At 63.0% G+C, this 15,158-nt stretch carries 15 protein-coding genes; 1 reads left to right on the forward strand and 14 read right to left on the reverse strand.

Annotated elements, in window-relative coordinates:
* Nucleotides 1–41: 41 nt before the first annotated feature.
* The 14 genes from ACWNC0_RS20950 to mnmA form a co-directional block, all read right to left on the reverse strand.
* Complete coding sequence (locus ACWNC0_RS20950; protein ID WP_449474383.1) at nt 42–614, reverse strand: Maf family protein; 573 nt, start codon at nt 612–614, stop codon at nt 42–44.
* 12 nt (nt 615–626) lie between these two features.
* Nucleotides 627–845: a translation initiation factor IF-1 gene (gene infA, locus ACWNC0_RS20955; RefSeq protein ID WP_003049127.1), complete on the reverse strand. Its 219-nt coding sequence runs from the start codon at nt 843–845 to the stop codon at nt 627–629.
* A 59-nt stretch (nt 846–904) separates the two neighbouring features.
* Entirely contained in the window at nt 905–2,194 is a 1,290-nt protein-coding gene (locus tag ACWNC0_RS20960; protein ID WP_449474384.1) for an adenosylmethionine--8-amino-7-oxononanoate transaminase, read from the reverse strand.
* Nucleotides 2,195–2,260: 66 nt separating this feature from the next.
* Entirely contained in the window at nt 2,261–2,680 is a 420-nt protein-coding gene (locus ACWNC0_RS20965; RefSeq protein ID WP_449474691.1) for a DUF4168 domain-containing protein, read from the reverse strand.
* Nucleotides 2,681–2,848: 168 nt separating this feature from the next.
* A complete protein-coding gene (locus ACWNC0_RS20970; RefSeq protein WP_449474385.1) occupies nt 2,849–4,870 on the reverse strand; it encodes a M13 family metallopeptidase in 2,022 nt (673 codons plus the stop codon).
* A gap of 102 nt (nt 4,871–4,972) precedes the next feature.
* On the reverse strand, nt 4,973–5,587 hold the full coding sequence (gene bioD, locus ACWNC0_RS20975; RefSeq protein ID WP_449474386.1) for a dethiobiotin synthase: 615 nt from the start codon (nt 5,585–5,587) through the stop codon (nt 4,973–4,975).
* Complete coding sequence (locus ACWNC0_RS20980; protein WP_449474387.1) at nt 5,584–6,708, reverse strand: 8-amino-7-oxononanoate synthase; 1,125 nt, start codon at nt 6,706–6,708, stop codon at nt 5,584–5,586. Before ACWNC0_RS20980 ends, bioD begins: the two co-directional genes overlap by 4 nt.
* Nucleotides 6,709–6,814: 106 nt before the next feature.
* Nucleotides 6,815–7,495, reverse strand: coding sequence for a DUF2490 domain-containing protein (locus ACWNC0_RS20985; protein ID WP_449474692.1), 681 nt, complete (start codon nt 7,493–7,495; stop codon nt 6,815–6,817).
* 217 nt (nt 7,496–7,712) lie between these two features.
* The gene (locus ACWNC0_RS20990; RefSeq protein WP_449474388.1) at nt 7,713–9,836 is read right to left on the reverse strand and encodes a sodium-translocating pyrophosphatase; all 2,124 of its coding nucleotides are present in this window, start codon (nt 9,834–9,836) and stop codon (nt 7,713–7,715) included.
* 252 nt (nt 9,837–10,088) lie between these two features.
* On the reverse strand, nt 10,089–11,003 hold the full coding sequence (gene thiL / locus ACWNC0_RS20995; RefSeq protein WP_449474389.1) for a thiamine-phosphate kinase: 915 nt from the start codon (nt 11,001–11,003) through the stop codon (nt 10,089–10,091).
* 54 nt (nt 11,004–11,057) lie between these two features.
* Entirely contained in the window at nt 11,058–11,504 is a 447-nt protein-coding gene (gene nusB, locus ACWNC0_RS21000) for a transcription antitermination factor NusB (protein ID WP_449474390.1), read from the reverse strand.
* A 94-nt stretch (nt 11,505–11,598) separates the two neighbouring features.
* The gene (gene hisD / locus ACWNC0_RS21005) at nt 11,599–12,888 is read right to left on the reverse strand and encodes a histidinol dehydrogenase (RefSeq protein WP_449474391.1); all 1,290 of its coding nucleotides are present in this window, start codon (nt 12,886–12,888) and stop codon (nt 11,599–11,601) included.
* Nucleotides 12,878–13,540: an ATP phosphoribosyltransferase gene (hisG, locus tag ACWNC0_RS21010; RefSeq protein WP_449474392.1), complete on the reverse strand. Its 663-nt coding sequence runs from the start codon at nt 13,538–13,540 to the stop codon at nt 12,878–12,880. Before hisG ends, hisD begins: the two co-directional genes overlap by 11 nt.
* Nucleotides 13,541–13,581: 41 nt before the next feature.
* Nucleotides 13,582–14,688 (reverse strand): tRNA 2-thiouridine(34) synthase MnmA, encoded by a 1,107-nt coding sequence (mnmA, locus tag ACWNC0_RS21015; protein ID WP_449474393.1) that lies wholly within the window; start codon nt 14,686–14,688, stop codon nt 13,582–13,584.
* A gap of 123 nt (nt 14,689–14,811) precedes the next feature.
* Between mnmA and ACWNC0_RS21020 the strand changes: the two genes are divergently transcribed.
* Nucleotides 14,812–15,108, forward strand: a complete 297-nt coding sequence (locus tag ACWNC0_RS21020) for a hypothetical protein (protein WP_196224785.1) — start codon at nt 14,812–14,814, stop codon at nt 15,106–15,108.
* Nucleotides 15,109–15,158: the final 50 nt, after the last annotated feature.

The raw sequence follows: 15,158 nt of genomic DNA on the forward strand, positions 1-15,158 counted from the left end.
ATTGCCGAGCCGGGAAATGTGCCATTTCCCTTGCCATCCCTCTAGTCCAATGGGTAGCCCGCTGCCTTCAGCAGCGCGCGGGTTTCGTAAAGGGGCAGGCCCATGATCGCGCTATGGCTGCCCTGTATCGCGCGGATCAGCCCGGCGGCACGGCCCTGAATCGCATAGCCGCCTGCCTTGCCGTGCCATTCTTCGCTGGCGATATAGGCGTCGATCTCGGCGCGCTCCAGACGTTTGAAGATAACGATATTGGTGGAAAGGCGATGCCTTGCCCTGCCCTCGCCATCGATGAGCGTGATAGCGCTCAGCACGCGGTGACGGCGGCCGGAGAGCAGCGAAAGACAGGCTCGCGCTTCACCCTCCGTCTCTGCCTTGGGCAGGATGCGGCGGCCTGCCGCGACGACCGTATCGCCGGAAAGCACCAGCGCGCCGGGATGACGGGTAGCCACCAACGCAGCCTTTTCACCGGCCACGCGCGCGGCATAGGCGGCTGGCAATTCGCCTTTCAAAGGGGTTTCATCAAGATTGGCGGGGTCCACAGCGTCGGGACGCACGCCGATCTGACCCAGAAGTTCACACCGTCTGGGAGAAGCCGAAGCAAGGATGAGCCGCATCGAAAAAGCGGCTTATTTGAAGCGGTAAGTGATCCGACCCTTGGTCAGGTCGTAGGGGGTCAGTTCGACCAACACTTCGTCGCCCACCAGCACGCGAATGCGGTTTTTCCGCATCTTGCCCGCCGTGTGGCCAAGGATCTCGTGATCATTTTCAAGCCGGACGCGGAACATGGCGTTGGGGAGAAGCTCCACAACCTGTCCGCGCATTTCAAGCAGTTCTTCTTTTGCCATAATATCCTGGGGAAACCAAAAATCGCGCCGCCATAGCGGCAAAATGCGGAAAATGAAAGTCAGGCTGACACGCCAAATACATCGCCCGCGTCAGACAAGGCCGCAAAGATGTGATCAAGCTGATCCACATCCGTACAAAAGGGCGGCATCAGGTAGATGCTGTTGCCCAAAGGACGCAGCAAAATGCCCCGATCAAGGAAGAAGGCGCGCAGGCGGGGAGCGAGGTCCGACAGATACCCTGCGTCCGGCGCGATCAGGTCAATCGCGACGATCGTGCCAAGCTGCCGGGCATTCGTGAAGGCTGGATGAAGCGCCAGCTTGCCGAGTCGCTCCGCCATATTCTGTTCGAGCGCGGCGATGCGGCCGAGCACATCCTCCTCGCGCCAGATGGCGAGGTTGGCCGCCGCCGCCGCGCAGGAGATGGCATTCGCTGTGTAGCTGGACGAATGGTAGAAAAGCCGCGCCCGGTCCTGTGACTTGTGCGCGTCGAATATGCGCGCCGTCGCGAGCGTCGCCGCAAGCGGGACGGAGCCGCCGGTGATCCCTTTGGCGACGGCCATAATGTCCGGCACGACGCCCGCCTGCTCGCAAGCGAAGACTGTGCCGGTGCGGCCCCAGCCGGTCATTACTTCGTCGGCAATGAAGAGAACATCATGTCGGGCGCAGATTTCCGCCATCTGCCGCAATATGGCAGGCGAGTAGATCAGCATCCCGCCAGCACCCAGCACCAAAGGTTCGACGATGAAGGCCGCCGGATGCTCCTTGCAAGCCGCTTCCAGCGCGTCGAGCGTCTGTTGCTCCGTTCCCGGCGCAGGGAAGGGAATGGTGCCAACGTCGAACAGCAAGGGCGTCCATGCGGCATTGTACACGCCACGCTCGCCGACCGACATCGTGCCGATCGTGTCGCCATGATAGCCATGTTCGAGAACGAGGATGCGATGCCGGGGCGCGGACAAACCATCCAGCGCGCGATTGTGCCAATAGCCGAGTGCCATCTTCAGCGCGACTTCGACGGAGGTCGATCCGCTGTCGGAGAAGAAGACATGGGCGAGCGGGTCGCGCCCTTCCGCGCGGGGGGCGAGTTCGATCAGGCCGCGCGCAACCTCTTCGGCGGGCTCATGCGTGTAATTTGCGAAGATCAGCTGGTCGAGCTGCCCAGCCTGCCGAGCGATGGCAGAGGCGATGCGGGGGTGACAGTGGCCATGCGTCGTCACCCACCAACTGGAGATGGCGTCGATCAACGTGCCGCCATCTGCCAGATGCAACAGGGAGCCTTCCGCACGAACGACATGCGGGATGGGTTCGTTGAGGCCGTGCTGGGTGAAGGGGTGCCATATAGGGGAGGTCATGACGAGACGCTTAGAATAGCCCAAGCGTCAGGCCAAGCACCCTCCCTTATATTATGCCGCTTACGCTTACTTGGCCGGAGTGGCCGGGGCAGCAGGGGCGGCTGGTGTCGCCGGTGCCGCAGGCGCGGCGGCCTGGATACGCTGCTGTAACGCAGGATCGGCGGCTGCAGCCTGGCCGATCTCATTGAATTTTTCCGGCGCGATGCCCGATGCCTGCAACGCGGCGAGCATCTTGGGTTGTTTTTCCGCATCAGCGATGCTGGTGTCGGACTGAATCTTGGTCACTTCGACCGCAGCAGCCGCAAACAGCTTGATATCAGCATCGCTAAATTTACCCGCATCGGCCGAAGGCGCCGCCGGAGTGGCAGGCGTCGCGGGCGTAGCCGGAGTTGCGGCGCCCTGAGCCAGAACTGGAGCCGCTGCCAACAAAGCGACCGATGCCATTGCCGTCTTCAAAACCAGTGATGAACGAAAACCCGTCAACATGCTTCTCCTTGCGATTTGATGTCTCAAAGCTGTGGAAGAGCGCACGAGGTTTAAAGAGTGTTCCGGCGAAACGTGAGATTTGAGGGACGACGGCCGGGAGTCGCGCGGCTCGTCCCTCGCATCATCACGGTTCATCGCAGGGCAGAATCGTTACTGGTCCTCATCTTTTCACCAGATTCTCACTCGATCCTGAGGCGCGAGATAGAGCTTGCTGCCGGGCGTAGGGTTGAACGCGGCGTACCATTGATCGAAATTACGCACGGTATCCGCCCGATATTGCGACGGCGAATGCGGGTCGGTGACCAGCCGCTGGCGCAAGTTGGGCTCGCGATAATTGCGCCGCCATACTTGCGCCCAGCCGAGGAAGAAGCGCTGGTCCCCGGTGGTGCCGTCGATCACCGGCGCGGGCTTGCCGCCGAGCGACGCATGATAGGCATCCAGCGCCACCGCGACGCCCGCCAGATCGCCGATATTTTCGCCCAACGTGAAATCACCCTTCACATGCGCGCCGGGAAAAGGCTCATAGGCGTCATATTGCTTTATCAGCTTGCCGGTCAGGGCCTTGAAGGCAGCGACATCAGCATCGCTCCACCACTGATTGAGCTTGCCGGTCTCATCATATTTCGCGCCCTGATCGTCGAAATGGTGGCTGAGTTCGTGGCCGATGACAGCGCCAATGCCGCCATAATTCACCGCCGGATCGGCATGGGGATCGAAGAAGGGCGGTTGCAGGATGGCGGCCGGAAAGACGATCTCGACCATGGAGAAGTCCGCATAGGCGTTGATCTCCATCGGCGTCATCTGCCATTCCCAGCGGTAGATGGGCTTGCCGAGCTTTCCCATCTGATAGTCGAATTCATATTGGTTCGACCGCAGCGCGTTGCCGAACAGGTCGCCCGCGGTGATTGCAAGCCCGCTATAGCCCCGCCATTTGTCAGGATAGCCGATTTTGGGCGTGAAGGCCGCCAGCTTCTTATGCGCCCTCGCCTTCGCGCCATCGCTCATCCAGCTGAGGCCATCGATGCGGCGGCCCATGGCGGCGATCACATTTTTGACGAGCTGGTCCATTGCCGCCTTGGTTTCCGGCGGGAAATAGCGGGCTACATAGATTTTGCCGACTTCCTCGCCCATCGCCTCTTTCACGAAGCCAACGGCGCGCTTCCACCGATCTTCGCGCTGCGGCGTGCCGGACAGGGTGGTGCCGTAAAAGGCGAAGTCGGCGTCGGCGATCCGATCGGGAAGATAAGTGGCGTAGCTGTGGAGGCTGCGCAGCAGCAAGGCGTCCTTCAGCACGCCGATCGGTGTCCGCGCGATCAGTGCTGCTTCGCCCGCGATCGCCGTCGGCTGCGCGACGATAAGCGCCTCTGGCTCCAGGCCGTTGGCGGCGAAATAGGCCGGGAAGTCGAAGCCGGGCGCGGCTTTCTGCAAATCGGCGAGCGTCATTCGGTTGTAGGTCTTGTCGGCCTCGCGGCTATCGACCTGGGTCCAGTGGACTTTTGCCACTTCCGTTTCGAACGCCATCAGGGCAGCGGCGCGCGCCTTTGCGTCGCTCGCGCCCGCCAGTGTCAGCATCTGTTCGAGATGCGCGAGATAGGCGGTACGGATTGCCGCCATCTTCTCGTCGGGCTGTAGATAGAAGTCTCGATCCGGCAGGCCGAGGCCCGATTGGCGCAGGTTCAGGATGTAAGTGTCGGGCGCCTTGTCATCCTGTCCCACATAGAAAGTGAACGGGCCTGCGATACCGGCTCGTGCAGCCTCCGCCGCGAGACGAGCATAGCCTGCCTTGTCCTTCACCGCCGCGATCTTCGCGAGCCAGGGCCTGATGGGGGTCAGGCCCTTCGCTTCCACGGTGGGGGCGTCCAGATAGCTGGCATAGGCGAGACCGATCCGGCTGGCGGGGTCTTTCCTTGCCTCCTCCAATATGCCCCGGGTGCGTTCGCGCGACAGGTCGTCAAGGACGTTGAACGCGCCATAGTTGGACTTGTCGGCAGGGATCAGCGTGGCCTTGGCCCAGCCGCCATTAGCATGAAGGTAGAAATCATCGCCCGGCTTGACGGCCGGGTCCATGCCCTTCTCGTCAAAGCCGTAGCTGCCATAGGTCGGCTTGGCAGATGACGCCTGGTCAGCCTGCGCGGTGTTTGCGGCGAACAGCAGAGCGCCAACAGCGACGCTCATCAAAAGATTTTTCATCGAAGCATCCCTTGCTTGATCCGATCATGGCAGTTGACCCGGCGCAGGGCGACAAGTCCATGTCATTTGTCGAAAATCCTGCAAAAGCGGCTGCGCCCCTCTTCAGGGCAAGTGGATATTCTCGGCGAAAGCAGCCTTCAGGCTGGCGGCATCCAACGGGTCGAGGCGCGGGAGGCGGCCGAGGCTTGGCACCCTGGCGAGTTGGGGGATAATGCGCTCATTCTCCTCATGGGGATCGCCGATGAAAGCGATACCCGCCAGCGGCACGCCCCGGCTGCGCAGCGCTTCGATGCTGAGCAGGCTGTGGTTGATCGTGCCGAGCGCGGTGCGGGCACATAGGATGACCGGCAGCTGCCAATGGGCGAAGAGATCGGCCATCAGCAAGGTTTCGCTGACGGGCACCAGCACGCCGCCTGCGCCTTCGACGACCAACGGGCCGTCCACTTGCGGCAAAGCGAGATTGTCGAGGCGGACTTCAACCCCGTCGAGGCGAGCCGCCAAATGGGGCGAGGCGGGCGTGGTAAGGCGGTAGGCTTCCGGCAGGATGCGCGCATTGGGGATGCCGCCTAGCCGTGCGACCGTTTCCTTGTCGCCTTCGGGGTCGATCCCCGCCTGAACAGGCTTCCAATAATAAGCGCCAAGGGCGTCCGCGAGCCCGGCAGCGAAGACTGTTTTGCCGATGTCCGTATCGGTCCCGGTGACGACGAAGCGCGTCATGCCATCACCCTTTGCAGTTCTTCGCCAAGAGCCGCCACATCGGCGCGGCCGACATTCAATGTCAGGGAGATGCGCAGGCGGCTGGTGCCGGGCGGGACCGTCGGCGGCCGGATGCCGCGCACGTCGAAGCCTGCCTCCTGCAGCGCGGCGGCGGCGGCCATGGTGCGCCGGTCTTCGCCAAGCAGCACGGGGACGATGTGGGTGCGCGGCGCAGGCAAGCCCAGTGGCGCGCAGATGACTTCGGCGGCATCGACGCACAGGGTCTTCAGCCGCGCGCGCAGGTCATCCGCCTGCTCGATCCGGTCGAGCGCAGCCGACGCCGCCACCGCCATCAGCGGCGACGGCGCTGTGGAAAAGATGAAGGCGCGCGCTCGGTTGATCAGATAGTCGATGATGATCTGCGGCCCGCAAATCAGTGCACCTTCCACACCCATGGCTTTGCCGCAGGTGTGGAGCGTCACCACATTATGCAGCCCATCCAACCCGGCGGACAGACCACGGCCGCTGGGGCCGAACACGCCCGTTCCATGTGCTTCATCCAGGATCAGCATCCCGTCATGCTGCGCGGCCAGTTTTGCAAGATCAGCGAGCGACGCCGTGTCGCCGTCCATCGAATAAAGCGTTTCGACCGCGATCCAGATGCGGCCCTTGCCACCTTCCTCGCGCCAAGCGGTAATCAGGTCGGCGAAACTCTGCACATCATTATGTCGGGCAAAGACAGTGGCGGCCTTGGACAGGCGGATGCCGTCATGGACGCTGGCGTGGATCAGCTCGTCCGCGACGATCAGGTCGCCACGCTGCGGCAATGTCGAAAACAAGGCGCAGTTGGCGGCAAAGCCATTGGCGAGAAACAGCGCCGCCTGTGTCCGGAAGAAGGCAGCCGCCTTCGCCTCCAGCCCTTCATGCTCAGGTGCATTACCGCGCAGCAGGCGCGAGCCACCCGATCCCACGGGCACGCCACGCGCCACCGCATCCGCCACCGCCTGACCGATCAGCGGATCGGACGCCAAGCCCAGATAGTCGTTGGAGGCGAAGTCGCGCCCGGCGCGCGGCACCAGACGGCGCAGGCGGCCGCGCTTTTCAAGGGCCGCCAGTTGCGATCGGAAGGGTTCGCTGGTCATGGCGCGCCCTATAGGCCCGCGAGGGGTAGAGGGGCAAGCTGGGCAGCCGCCGCTTCATCCGTCGGGCGGGGAAAGGCACCGCCCTCCCCCGCTCCGGTGCCGAAAATCAGAAGGAAAAGCTCAGCGCTAGCGATGCCACATTGTCGTTGGCATCGTCGGCATTCGGACGGAAGCCATGCTGATGCAGATAGCCGATTTCCGCATTCACATTCTTCGCGATCGGGGTCGTGATGGCGATCATGTTACGCATCCGCTCTTCGCCCTCGACCCGCTGAAAATTGGTGGTGTTGAGGTCGATGAAGCTTTCATGGCTCAGCACCAACGCGGTCTTGCCGCCTTCCTTGAAGGGCAGCACATATTTGACATAGGGGCGGAAGCGCCAGGCCGTGCCATCGACGCCTTCGCGCCAACGCTCCTCAAGGCGCAGGCGGGCGCTGAGCTGGCCGGGGCCGATCTTCACCATATTGTCGAACGTCACCTGCTGGCGGCCGCGATGTTCCATCACCGAGAAGTCACCGGCATTGTAATTGGGATCATGGGTATAACCCGCCCAAACCGTCACCTTCTTGCTGACCTTGTAGCCGATCATCGAGTTCATCTCGACCTCGTACAGACCGTCGCGATCGTTGCTGAACCGGGCAATGACCTCCTGCGAGAAGCGCCATTTGTCGCTCAGTTTCACAGTGGCGCTAACGCCGGTCCAAAGCTGGTCATCCTCCGAGGCATGAGCCACAGCCGGAATGGCCAAAGCCACCAGCGCAGGCGCCAGTTTCAAAATCGGTCGCATCATAATCTCCCTCCGCCCCATGGCGTCGGGGCGCGACTATGACCTTTATGTGACAACGTCATTTCTATTTTATGTAATATTTGTGACTATTGTTTCTGCGGCGTGACCGATAGCGGCAACCGTCAAAGCCGATTTGATCGGCCTTCCGCCTTCCGCACAAAAAATGACCCCGCCCCATGATAGGGCGGGGTCATATCCTTTTCGTTGCGAAATGCCGTCAGACGCCGTGCGCCAGAGCGGCGAGCAAGAGCAACGCGACGATGTTCGTGATCTTGATCATCGGGTTGACCGCAGGCCCCGCCGTATCCTTGTAGGGATCACCCACGGTATCGCCGGTCACGGCCGCCTTATGCGCTTCGGATCCTTTCCCGCCATGGTTGCCATCTTCGATATATTTCTTGGCATTGTCCCATGCGCCGCCGCCCGATGTCATGGAAAGGGCGACAAATAGTCCGGACACGATCACGCCCAGCAGCAATGCACCGAGCGCTGCAAAGCCATTGGGTGTTCCCGCCACGGCAGAGATCGCGAAATAGACGACGATCGGCGCCAGCACTGGCAGCAGGCTGGGGATGATCATCTCCTTGATCGCCGCTCGGGTGACAAGGTCGACAGTGCGGGCATAGTCGGGCCGTGAGGTGCCTTCCATAATACCTCTGTTGGTGGCGAACTGATCGCGAACATCCTTCACCACGTCGCCCGCCGCGCGGCCCACTGCCGTCATGCCCATTGCGCCGAACAGATAGGGCAGCAATGCGCCGAGCAGCAGGCCGACGATGACATAGGGGTTGGACAAGCTGAAATCGACCGGCTCGGTCAGGCCGAGGGCCGAGTTATAGAATTTCAGATCCTCGGTGTAAGCGCCAAACAGCACCAGCGCGGCAAGCCCGGCTGACCCGATCGCATAGCCCTTCGTCACCGCCTTGGTCGTATTGCCCACTGCGTCCAGCGCGTCGGTCTTGCTCCGCACACTGTCATCCAGATGCGCCATCTCCGCGATGCCGCCCGCATTGTCGGTGACGGGACCATAGGCGTCGAGCGCCACGACCATGCCCGCAAGCGCCAGCATCGCCGTAGCCGCAAAGGCAATGCCGATCAGGCCCGCCTGACTATAAGAGACGATGATGCCGCCCACGATCACCAGGGTCGGCAGCGCGGTCGCCTCCAGGCTGACGGCCAAGCCCTGGATAACATTGGTGCCATGGCCAGTTTCCGATGCGCGGGCGATGCTGCGCACCGGGCGATAGTTGGTCCCGGTATAATATTCGGTGATCCATACAATGAGACCCGTCACGCCGAGGCCCACCATCATCGACCAGAACAACTCCATGCCGGAATAGCCGCCATTGCCATCCAGATCGGTGCCGAAGCGCGTCTGAAGATCGCCCAGCGTGAACTGGGTGACGAAATAGAGCGCGGGGATCGACAGGATCGCTGTCGTCCAGAAGCCTTTGTAGAGCGCACCCATGATCGACTGGCTGGCACCAAGACGCACCATATAGGTGCCGATGATCGACGTGATGATGCACACCCCGCCGACGATCAGCGGCAATGCCATCAGCCGTTGCAGGAAGATGTTATCGACCCCGCTCACCAGCAGTGCCGTCAGCACCATGGTCGCACCAACGGTGACGACGTAGGTTTCGAACAGGTCGGCCGCCATGCCGGCGCAGTCGCCCACGTTGTCGCCCACATTGTCGGCGATCACGGCGGGATTGCGTGGGTCATCCTCTGGAATGCCCGCTTCCACCTTGCCGACAAGGTCGGCGCCAACGTCCGCCGCCTTGGTAAAGATGCCGCCGCCGAGGCGCGCGAAGATCGAGATGAGGCTGGCGCCGAAAGCCAAAGCGACCAGAGAGTCGATCACCAGTCGATCGTCCGGCGCATGACCTGCGGGTCCGGTCAGATACCAGAAGAAGACACTGATCGCGAGCAGCGCCAGACCCGCCACCAGCATGCCGGTGATTGCGCCAGCACGAAAGGCGACGGTGAGGCCGCTCTGCAAAGTCGTGCGTGCCGCTTCGGCGGTGCGGACATTGGCGCGCACCGAAATGTTCATGCCGATGAAGCCAGCCGATCCGGACAGGATTGCGCCAATCAGGAAGCCGATTGCGGATGTTGCGCCTAAAAAGAAGAAGACGATCGCCGCGACCACGACCCCGACCATGCCGATGGTCATATATTGGCGGCTGAGATAGGCCTTCGCCCCTTCCTGGATCGCCCCCGCGATCGCTTGCATGGTTTCATTGCCGGCGGAGGCCGCCAGTACCTGACGACTGGTTATCAGGCCGTAGAGCAGGGCTAATAGCCCGCACCCTATGGCGATATAGACAATCTGCATGAATGTTCCTCTCCCCCTGTTTTTGCTGTCATCGGCCGCTCCGCAGGGAAAAACGGGCGGGCGAAAGGCATAAGCGCGGGCGGCCGGAATTCACGCATCCGGCATCAGGCACCGCGTCAATCAGCATCAAGGTTACGCGCGTCATGGGCGTCCAACCGGGCTGAGAAAAGGATGGACGGAAGCTACAGGCAGGACGGGCGGCGTCAAGCCGTTACGAAACGCATCCGAATCAGGGTCTTGCGGGGTCCTGGTTCAGCCATGTTCCCAACCAAGCCGGTCGGGCAATGGCATATCCGCGCCGTCGATGATCAGCTTCAGCCCCGACCCCGATGAGAAACAACCCACCGGAATGGCTCGTACTGGCGGATTTGTCGTGGGCGGCAGTGCGAACAGCAACTCATAGTCATCGCCCGCCCGCGCCGCGGCGACCTGAGCGGCAGTGCTGCCGCCGCTGACCGCCTCCAGCGCCGAGGAAAGCGGAACATGATCGATGGTGACAGCCAATCCGCTAGCCTGCGCCATGCGCGCGGCATCGATCAGCAGGCCGTCGGACACATCCATCATCGCATGGACTTGGCCTGCAAGCAGCGCGCCTTCGGTGAGCCGGGGTCGCGGGCGGCGATAAGCCTCCACCAGCGGCCCGGAAGCGGCGGCGTTCGCGCGGAGCAGTTCAAGCCCCGCGCCGGCATCGCCAACGGGACCCGTCAGATAGAGACGATCACCTGCGCGCGCGCCGCTACGGGCGGGCACGGGGCCGCTTGTCTCGCCAATCGCCGTCAGACTGTAGCTGCGCGGACTGCCCAGCGGCATCTGCACCGTGTCGCCGCCCAGTAGCGGCATGGCATGACGGCTAAGCGCCTCGCCAAGCCCCTCTAGAAACGCCGCGTCCCAGCCATCGTCGCCCGACAGCGCGTAATTGAGCAGACAACCCACTGGCCGCGCACCCTTGGCGGCAAGGTCCGAGAGGTTCACGGCGGCAAGTTTCCAGCCGATGTCCGCAGGGGGATCGCCGGGGAGATAATGCACCCCCTCCACCATCGTGTCGCTGGTAAGGATCAGGCGAGCGCCACCTACATCCAGCACCGCTACATCGTCCTGCAAGCCGCGCGCGGCGGGATCATTGGCTAGCAGGCGCAAGAGGGTCAGGAAACGGGATTCAGCGGACATAATTGACCTCCGTTCGCCCTGAGCCTGTCGAAGGGCTCCGCCCGAGGTGGTTCGTTACTGGCGCACGTCCTTCGCCACGCCGTCCAGCAGGCCGTTGACGAAACCCGCCTCCCGCTTGTCGTAAAAGGCATGAGCGACATCGACATATTCGCTGATGACCGTGCCGGTCGGTACATCCTTGCGCGCGATCAGTTCATAGGCGCCCGCCCGCAAGATCTGCCGCATCGGCTTGTCCAGCCGCTCAAGGCTCCAGCCCTTGGACAGGCGGGAGGTGATCATGGCGTCAATCTCGTCGCGCCGTTTGTCCACGCCGGTCACGACATCGTCGAAAAAGCTCTCTTCCGCATCGGCATAGGTCACGTCTTCGATCGTCGCGCCCAGTCGGTGCTGATGGAATTCATGCAGCAGGGTGGCGAGGGGCGTCCCTTCCATTTCCAGCTGGTACAGCGCCTGCACCGCGGCAAGCCGGGCTGCGGAGCGGGATTTGGAGCGTTCAGTCATCGGGATTCCATATAGCCATGCGGGCTGGGCCTGTCGAAGCCCTGCCCTTCTTGAAGAAAATACTGCCCTTCGACAAGCTTGGGGCGAACAGAGGTTATTTGAGCCGCACCGCCACCGAGGCGGCATGGGCAGGCAACCCCTCCGCCTCCGCCAGCGCGACCGCCGCCGGGCCGATCGCATCGATCGCAGCCTGATCAAGGCTGAGGAAGCTGGTGCGTTTCATGAAGTCGAGTACCGAAAGCCCCGAGGAAAAGCGTGCACGGCGACCCGTGGGCAGCACATGGTTGGGGCCTGCGACGTAATCGCCGACAGCTTCGGGGGTCATGCGACCCAGAAAGACCGATCCGGCGTGGCGGACCTGCGCAAACAGGGCGTCGGGATCGTCCACCGCCAGTTCCAGATGTTCGGCCGCCAGCCGGTTAACCAGCGGCATCGCTTCTTCCATATCGCGCACGAGGATGATCGCGCCGTTTGCCGCCCAGCTGGTCGTGGCGACTGCCTGCGTCGACAATAGCGGCAGTCGTTTTTCGACGGCCGCCGCCACGGCATCGGCGAAAGCGGCATCGTCGGTGAAGAGGATCGACTGGCTGGTCGGATCATGCTCCGACTGGCTCAGAAGGTCAGCGGCGATCCAGTCCGGATCATTTTTCCCGTCGGCGACAACGACGATCTCGGACGGTCCTGCGACCATATCGATGCCGACGACGCCATAAAGCTGACGCTTGGCTTCGGCGACCCAGGCATTGCCAGGGCCTGTGATGACATCGACCGGTTTGATCCGATCCGTGCCATAGGCGAGCGCAGCCACGGCCTGCGCGCCGCCCACGCGCCAGATTTCCTCTATCCCCGCAATGCTGGCAGCGGCAAGGACGAGCGGGTTGATCACGCCATTGGGCGTCGGCGTCACCATGGCGATACGTGACACGCCAGCCACCTTGGCGGGAATGGCGTTCATCAACAGCGAGCTGGGATAGGCTGCCCGGCCGCCCGGCACGTAAAGCCCAGCCGCGTCCACCGGCTGCCAGCGCGCGCCCAGCCGTACGCCAGCGCTGTCGGTGCCGTCGCTGTCCTGCGGTCGCTGCTTTTCGTGATAGGCGGTGATCCGCGCCGCCGCGAGTTCCAGCGCCCCGCGCAACTCAGGCGAGATGCCGTCCAACGCGGCGCGGCACTCCGCGGGGGTAACCGCCCAGCCGCTTGCCTCCAGATCGTGCCGGTCGAACCGGCTGGTGTAATCGGCCAGCGCGGCGTCGCCTTCGGCGCGGACGCGCTTCAGGATTGCCGCGACATCGCGCGACACATCTTCATCCGCCTCGCGCCGGGCATCGACCAGCGCCGTGAACGCAGCGGCAAAATCAGCGTCGCGGCTGTCGAGCCTAAGCGGCATCGCGCTTCCCCACGGCCTTGCGGAAGCTTTCCACCAGCGGCGCCAGTTCGGCCGAGCGCATCTTGTAGGCGGCGCGATTGACGACAAGGCGCGCCGACACCTGCATGATGACATGGGTTTCGACCAGCCCGTTAGCCTTGAGCGTCGCGCCCGATGATACCAGATCGACGATCCGGCGCGACAGGCCGAGCGAGGGCGCGAGTTCCATCGCCCCGTTCAGCTTCACGCACTCGGCCTGGATGCCGCGCGCCTCATAATAGCGGCGCGTGAGGTAAGGATATTTGGTGGCGACCCGCACATGGCTCATCGCGGCCTCATCCTCGCCCGCAAGGTCAACCGGTTCAGCGACCGACAGACGACAATGACCGATGTCGAGATCCACGGGCGCATAGAGTTCGGAATAGTCGAACTCATCGACCACGTCCGACCCGACGATGCCGATCTGCGCCGCGCCATGGGCGACGAAGGTCGCCACATCGAAGGCGCGCACGCGGATGATCGAAATATCGGGCCTGTTCGTGGCGAAACGCAGCGCCCGGCTTTTCTTGTCATGAAATTCCGCTTCAGGTTCAATACCGACGCGCGCGAGCATCGGCAGCGCTTCATCGAGGATGCGGCCCTTGGGAATGGCGAGTGTGAGCGGACGAGTCATGACCGGCGGGCCTTAGCCGCGCGCGCCACAAAGGACAATATTCATGCAGCTTGCGCCAGTGCAGCCTCGGTGGCCTCGATCCAGCCGCCGCCCAGCACCCGGTCGCTCGCGTAGAGCACGGCGGCCTGACCTGGCGCCACGCCATATTCGGGGGCGTCAAACATCAGGCGATCACCCTCCAGCCTTGCCGGAACAGGCTTTGCCATCGACCGCACCTTGGCGGTCAACGGCCCGCTGAAGTCGCCGCCAAGCCAGTTTATGTCGCTCAGCCGCGCCGCTGAAACCGCGAGCGCCGCTTTGGGTCCGACAATCACCCGCCGAGCATCGGCATCCAGACGGACGACATAGAGCGGCTCGGCCTGCCCACCGATCTCCAGTCCTTTACGCTGGCCTACGGTGTAGTGGATCAGCCCCTTGTGCGTGCCCATGATGCGGCCGTCGATATGGACGATGTCGCCACCTTCATCGGCGTCGGGGCGAATCTTGCGAACCACGCCCGCATAATCGCCATCGGGTACGAAGCAGATGTCCTGGCTGTCCGGCTTCAGCGCCACCGACAGGCCAAGTTCTGCGGCGATTTCGCGGACTTGCGGCTTGGGGAGACCGCCCAGCGGAAAGCGCAGATAATCAAGCTGTGCCTGGGTGGTAGCGAAGAGGAAATAGCTCTGGTCCCGCGCGGGATCGGCCGCGCGGTGCAGTTCGGCGCCCTGCGCGCCCTCGACGCGGCGGACATAATGGCCGGTCGCCAGACAATCGGCGCCCAGATCGCGCGCGATCTGGAACAGGTCGGTGAACTTCACGCCCATGTTGCATTTGACGCAGGGGATGGGCGTCCGCCCCGCCATATATTCATCGGCGAAGTCGGCGATGACGGAATCCCTGAAACGGCTTTCATAATCGAAGACATAATGGGCGATGCCGATACGGTCGGCGACAGCGCGCGCGTCCCGTATATCCTGCCCCGCGCAACAGCTGCCCGTGCGGCCGACAGCGGCGCCGTGATCGTAAAGCTGTAGCGTGACGCCGATGGTTTCGGCGCCCGTACGCGCGGCAAGGGCGGCGACGACGCTCGAATCGACGCCGCCAGACATGGCAACGACGATTCGCCGCTTCGCAAGCGGTTCGGGCAACTGGAACTGGGGCTGCATGGCCGGGCATATAATCGTCCGCGCCGTTGCATTCCAGCGGGATTCCACGCCGCGCGCTGCAAAGCGTCGTTTCGGCCCCGCGAGTTTACCGGACCTTATCCTTTTTTCGCTACCTCCCTTCCCATGGATTTTGGTTTCCTTCGGGCAGGCGGGCTCAAACCCGCCAATGCCAGACCCGTCAGTCGGCCGCATGCGCCGGTCTGGCCGCTGCTACGCGCCGCTTCGGCAGCGGAGCAGGCGGCCAGCCCGACCGCGCGGGCGGTGGCCGGGGTCCTGCGGGGGCAGGATGAGACGAGCGACTGGATCCAGGATTTGGCCGAAGTGTTCGCGCCACGTCCGGGCGGCATGATCGAGGCCGCACGCCCAACGGGAAGTTTCAACCCGTTGATCGCACAGCATTTAAGAGTGGGACAAGGATGATGAAGGGGGCGTTTACCGTGGCGCTTTAGCTGATCTTCAGGGCTGACGCG

The sequence above is a fragment of the Sphingobium chungangianum genome (genome assembly GCF_977014255.1).

Coding starts and splice junctions, on each gene's coding strand:
- hisG (WP_449474392.1), bottom strand. CDS start 13,540: ATGACTCGTCCGCTCACACTCGCCATTCCCAAGGGCCGCATCCTCGAT.
- ACWNC0_RS20960 (WP_449474384.1), bottom strand. CDS start 2,194: ATGACCTCCCCTATATGGCACCCCTTCACCCAGCACGGCCTCAACGAA.
- thiL (WP_449474389.1), bottom strand. CDS start 11,003: ATGTCCGCTGAATCCCGTTTCCTGACCCTCTTGCGCCTGCTAGCCAAT.
- infA (WP_003049127.1), bottom strand. CDS start 845: ATGGCAAAAGAAGAACTGCTTGAAATGCGCGGACAGGTTGTGGAGCTT.
- ACWNC0_RS21020 (WP_196224785.1), top strand. CDS start 14,812: ATGGATTTTGGTTTCCTTCGGGCAGGCGGGCTCAAACCCGCCAATGCC.
- nusB (WP_449474390.1), bottom strand. CDS start 11,504: ATGACTGAACGCTCCAAATCCCGCTCCGCAGCCCGGCTTGCCGCGGTG.
- ACWNC0_RS20970 (WP_449474385.1), bottom strand. CDS start 4,870: ATGAAAAATCTTTTGATGAGCGTCGCTGTTGGCGCTCTGCTGTTCGCC.
- ACWNC0_RS20985 (WP_449474692.1), bottom strand. CDS start 7,495: ATGCGACCGATTTTGAAACTGGCGCCTGCGCTGGTGGCTTTGGCCATT.
- ACWNC0_RS20990 (WP_449474388.1), bottom strand. CDS start 9,836: ATGCAGATTGTCTATATCGCCATAGGGTGCGGGCTATTAGCCCTGCTC.
- ACWNC0_RS20965 (WP_449474691.1), bottom strand. CDS start 2,680: ATGTTGACGGGTTTTCGTTCATCACTGGTTTTGAAGACGGCAATGGCA.
- mnmA (WP_449474393.1), bottom strand. CDS start 14,688: ATGCAGCCCCAGTTCCAGTTGCCCGAACCGCTTGCGAAGCGGCGAATC.
- bioD (WP_449474386.1), bottom strand. CDS start 5,587: ATGACGCGCTTCGTCGTCACCGGGACCGATACGGACATCGGCAAAACA.
- hisD (WP_449474391.1), bottom strand. CDS start 12,888: ATGCCGCTTAGGCTCGACAGCCGCGACGCTGATTTTGCCGCTGCGTTC.
- ACWNC0_RS20980 (WP_449474387.1), bottom strand. CDS start 6,708: ATGACCAGCGAACCCTTCCGATCGCAACTGGCGGCCCTTGAAAAGCGC.
- ACWNC0_RS20950 (WP_449474383.1), bottom strand. CDS start 614: ATGCGGCTCATCCTTGCTTCGGCTTCTCCCAGACGGTGTGAACTTCTG.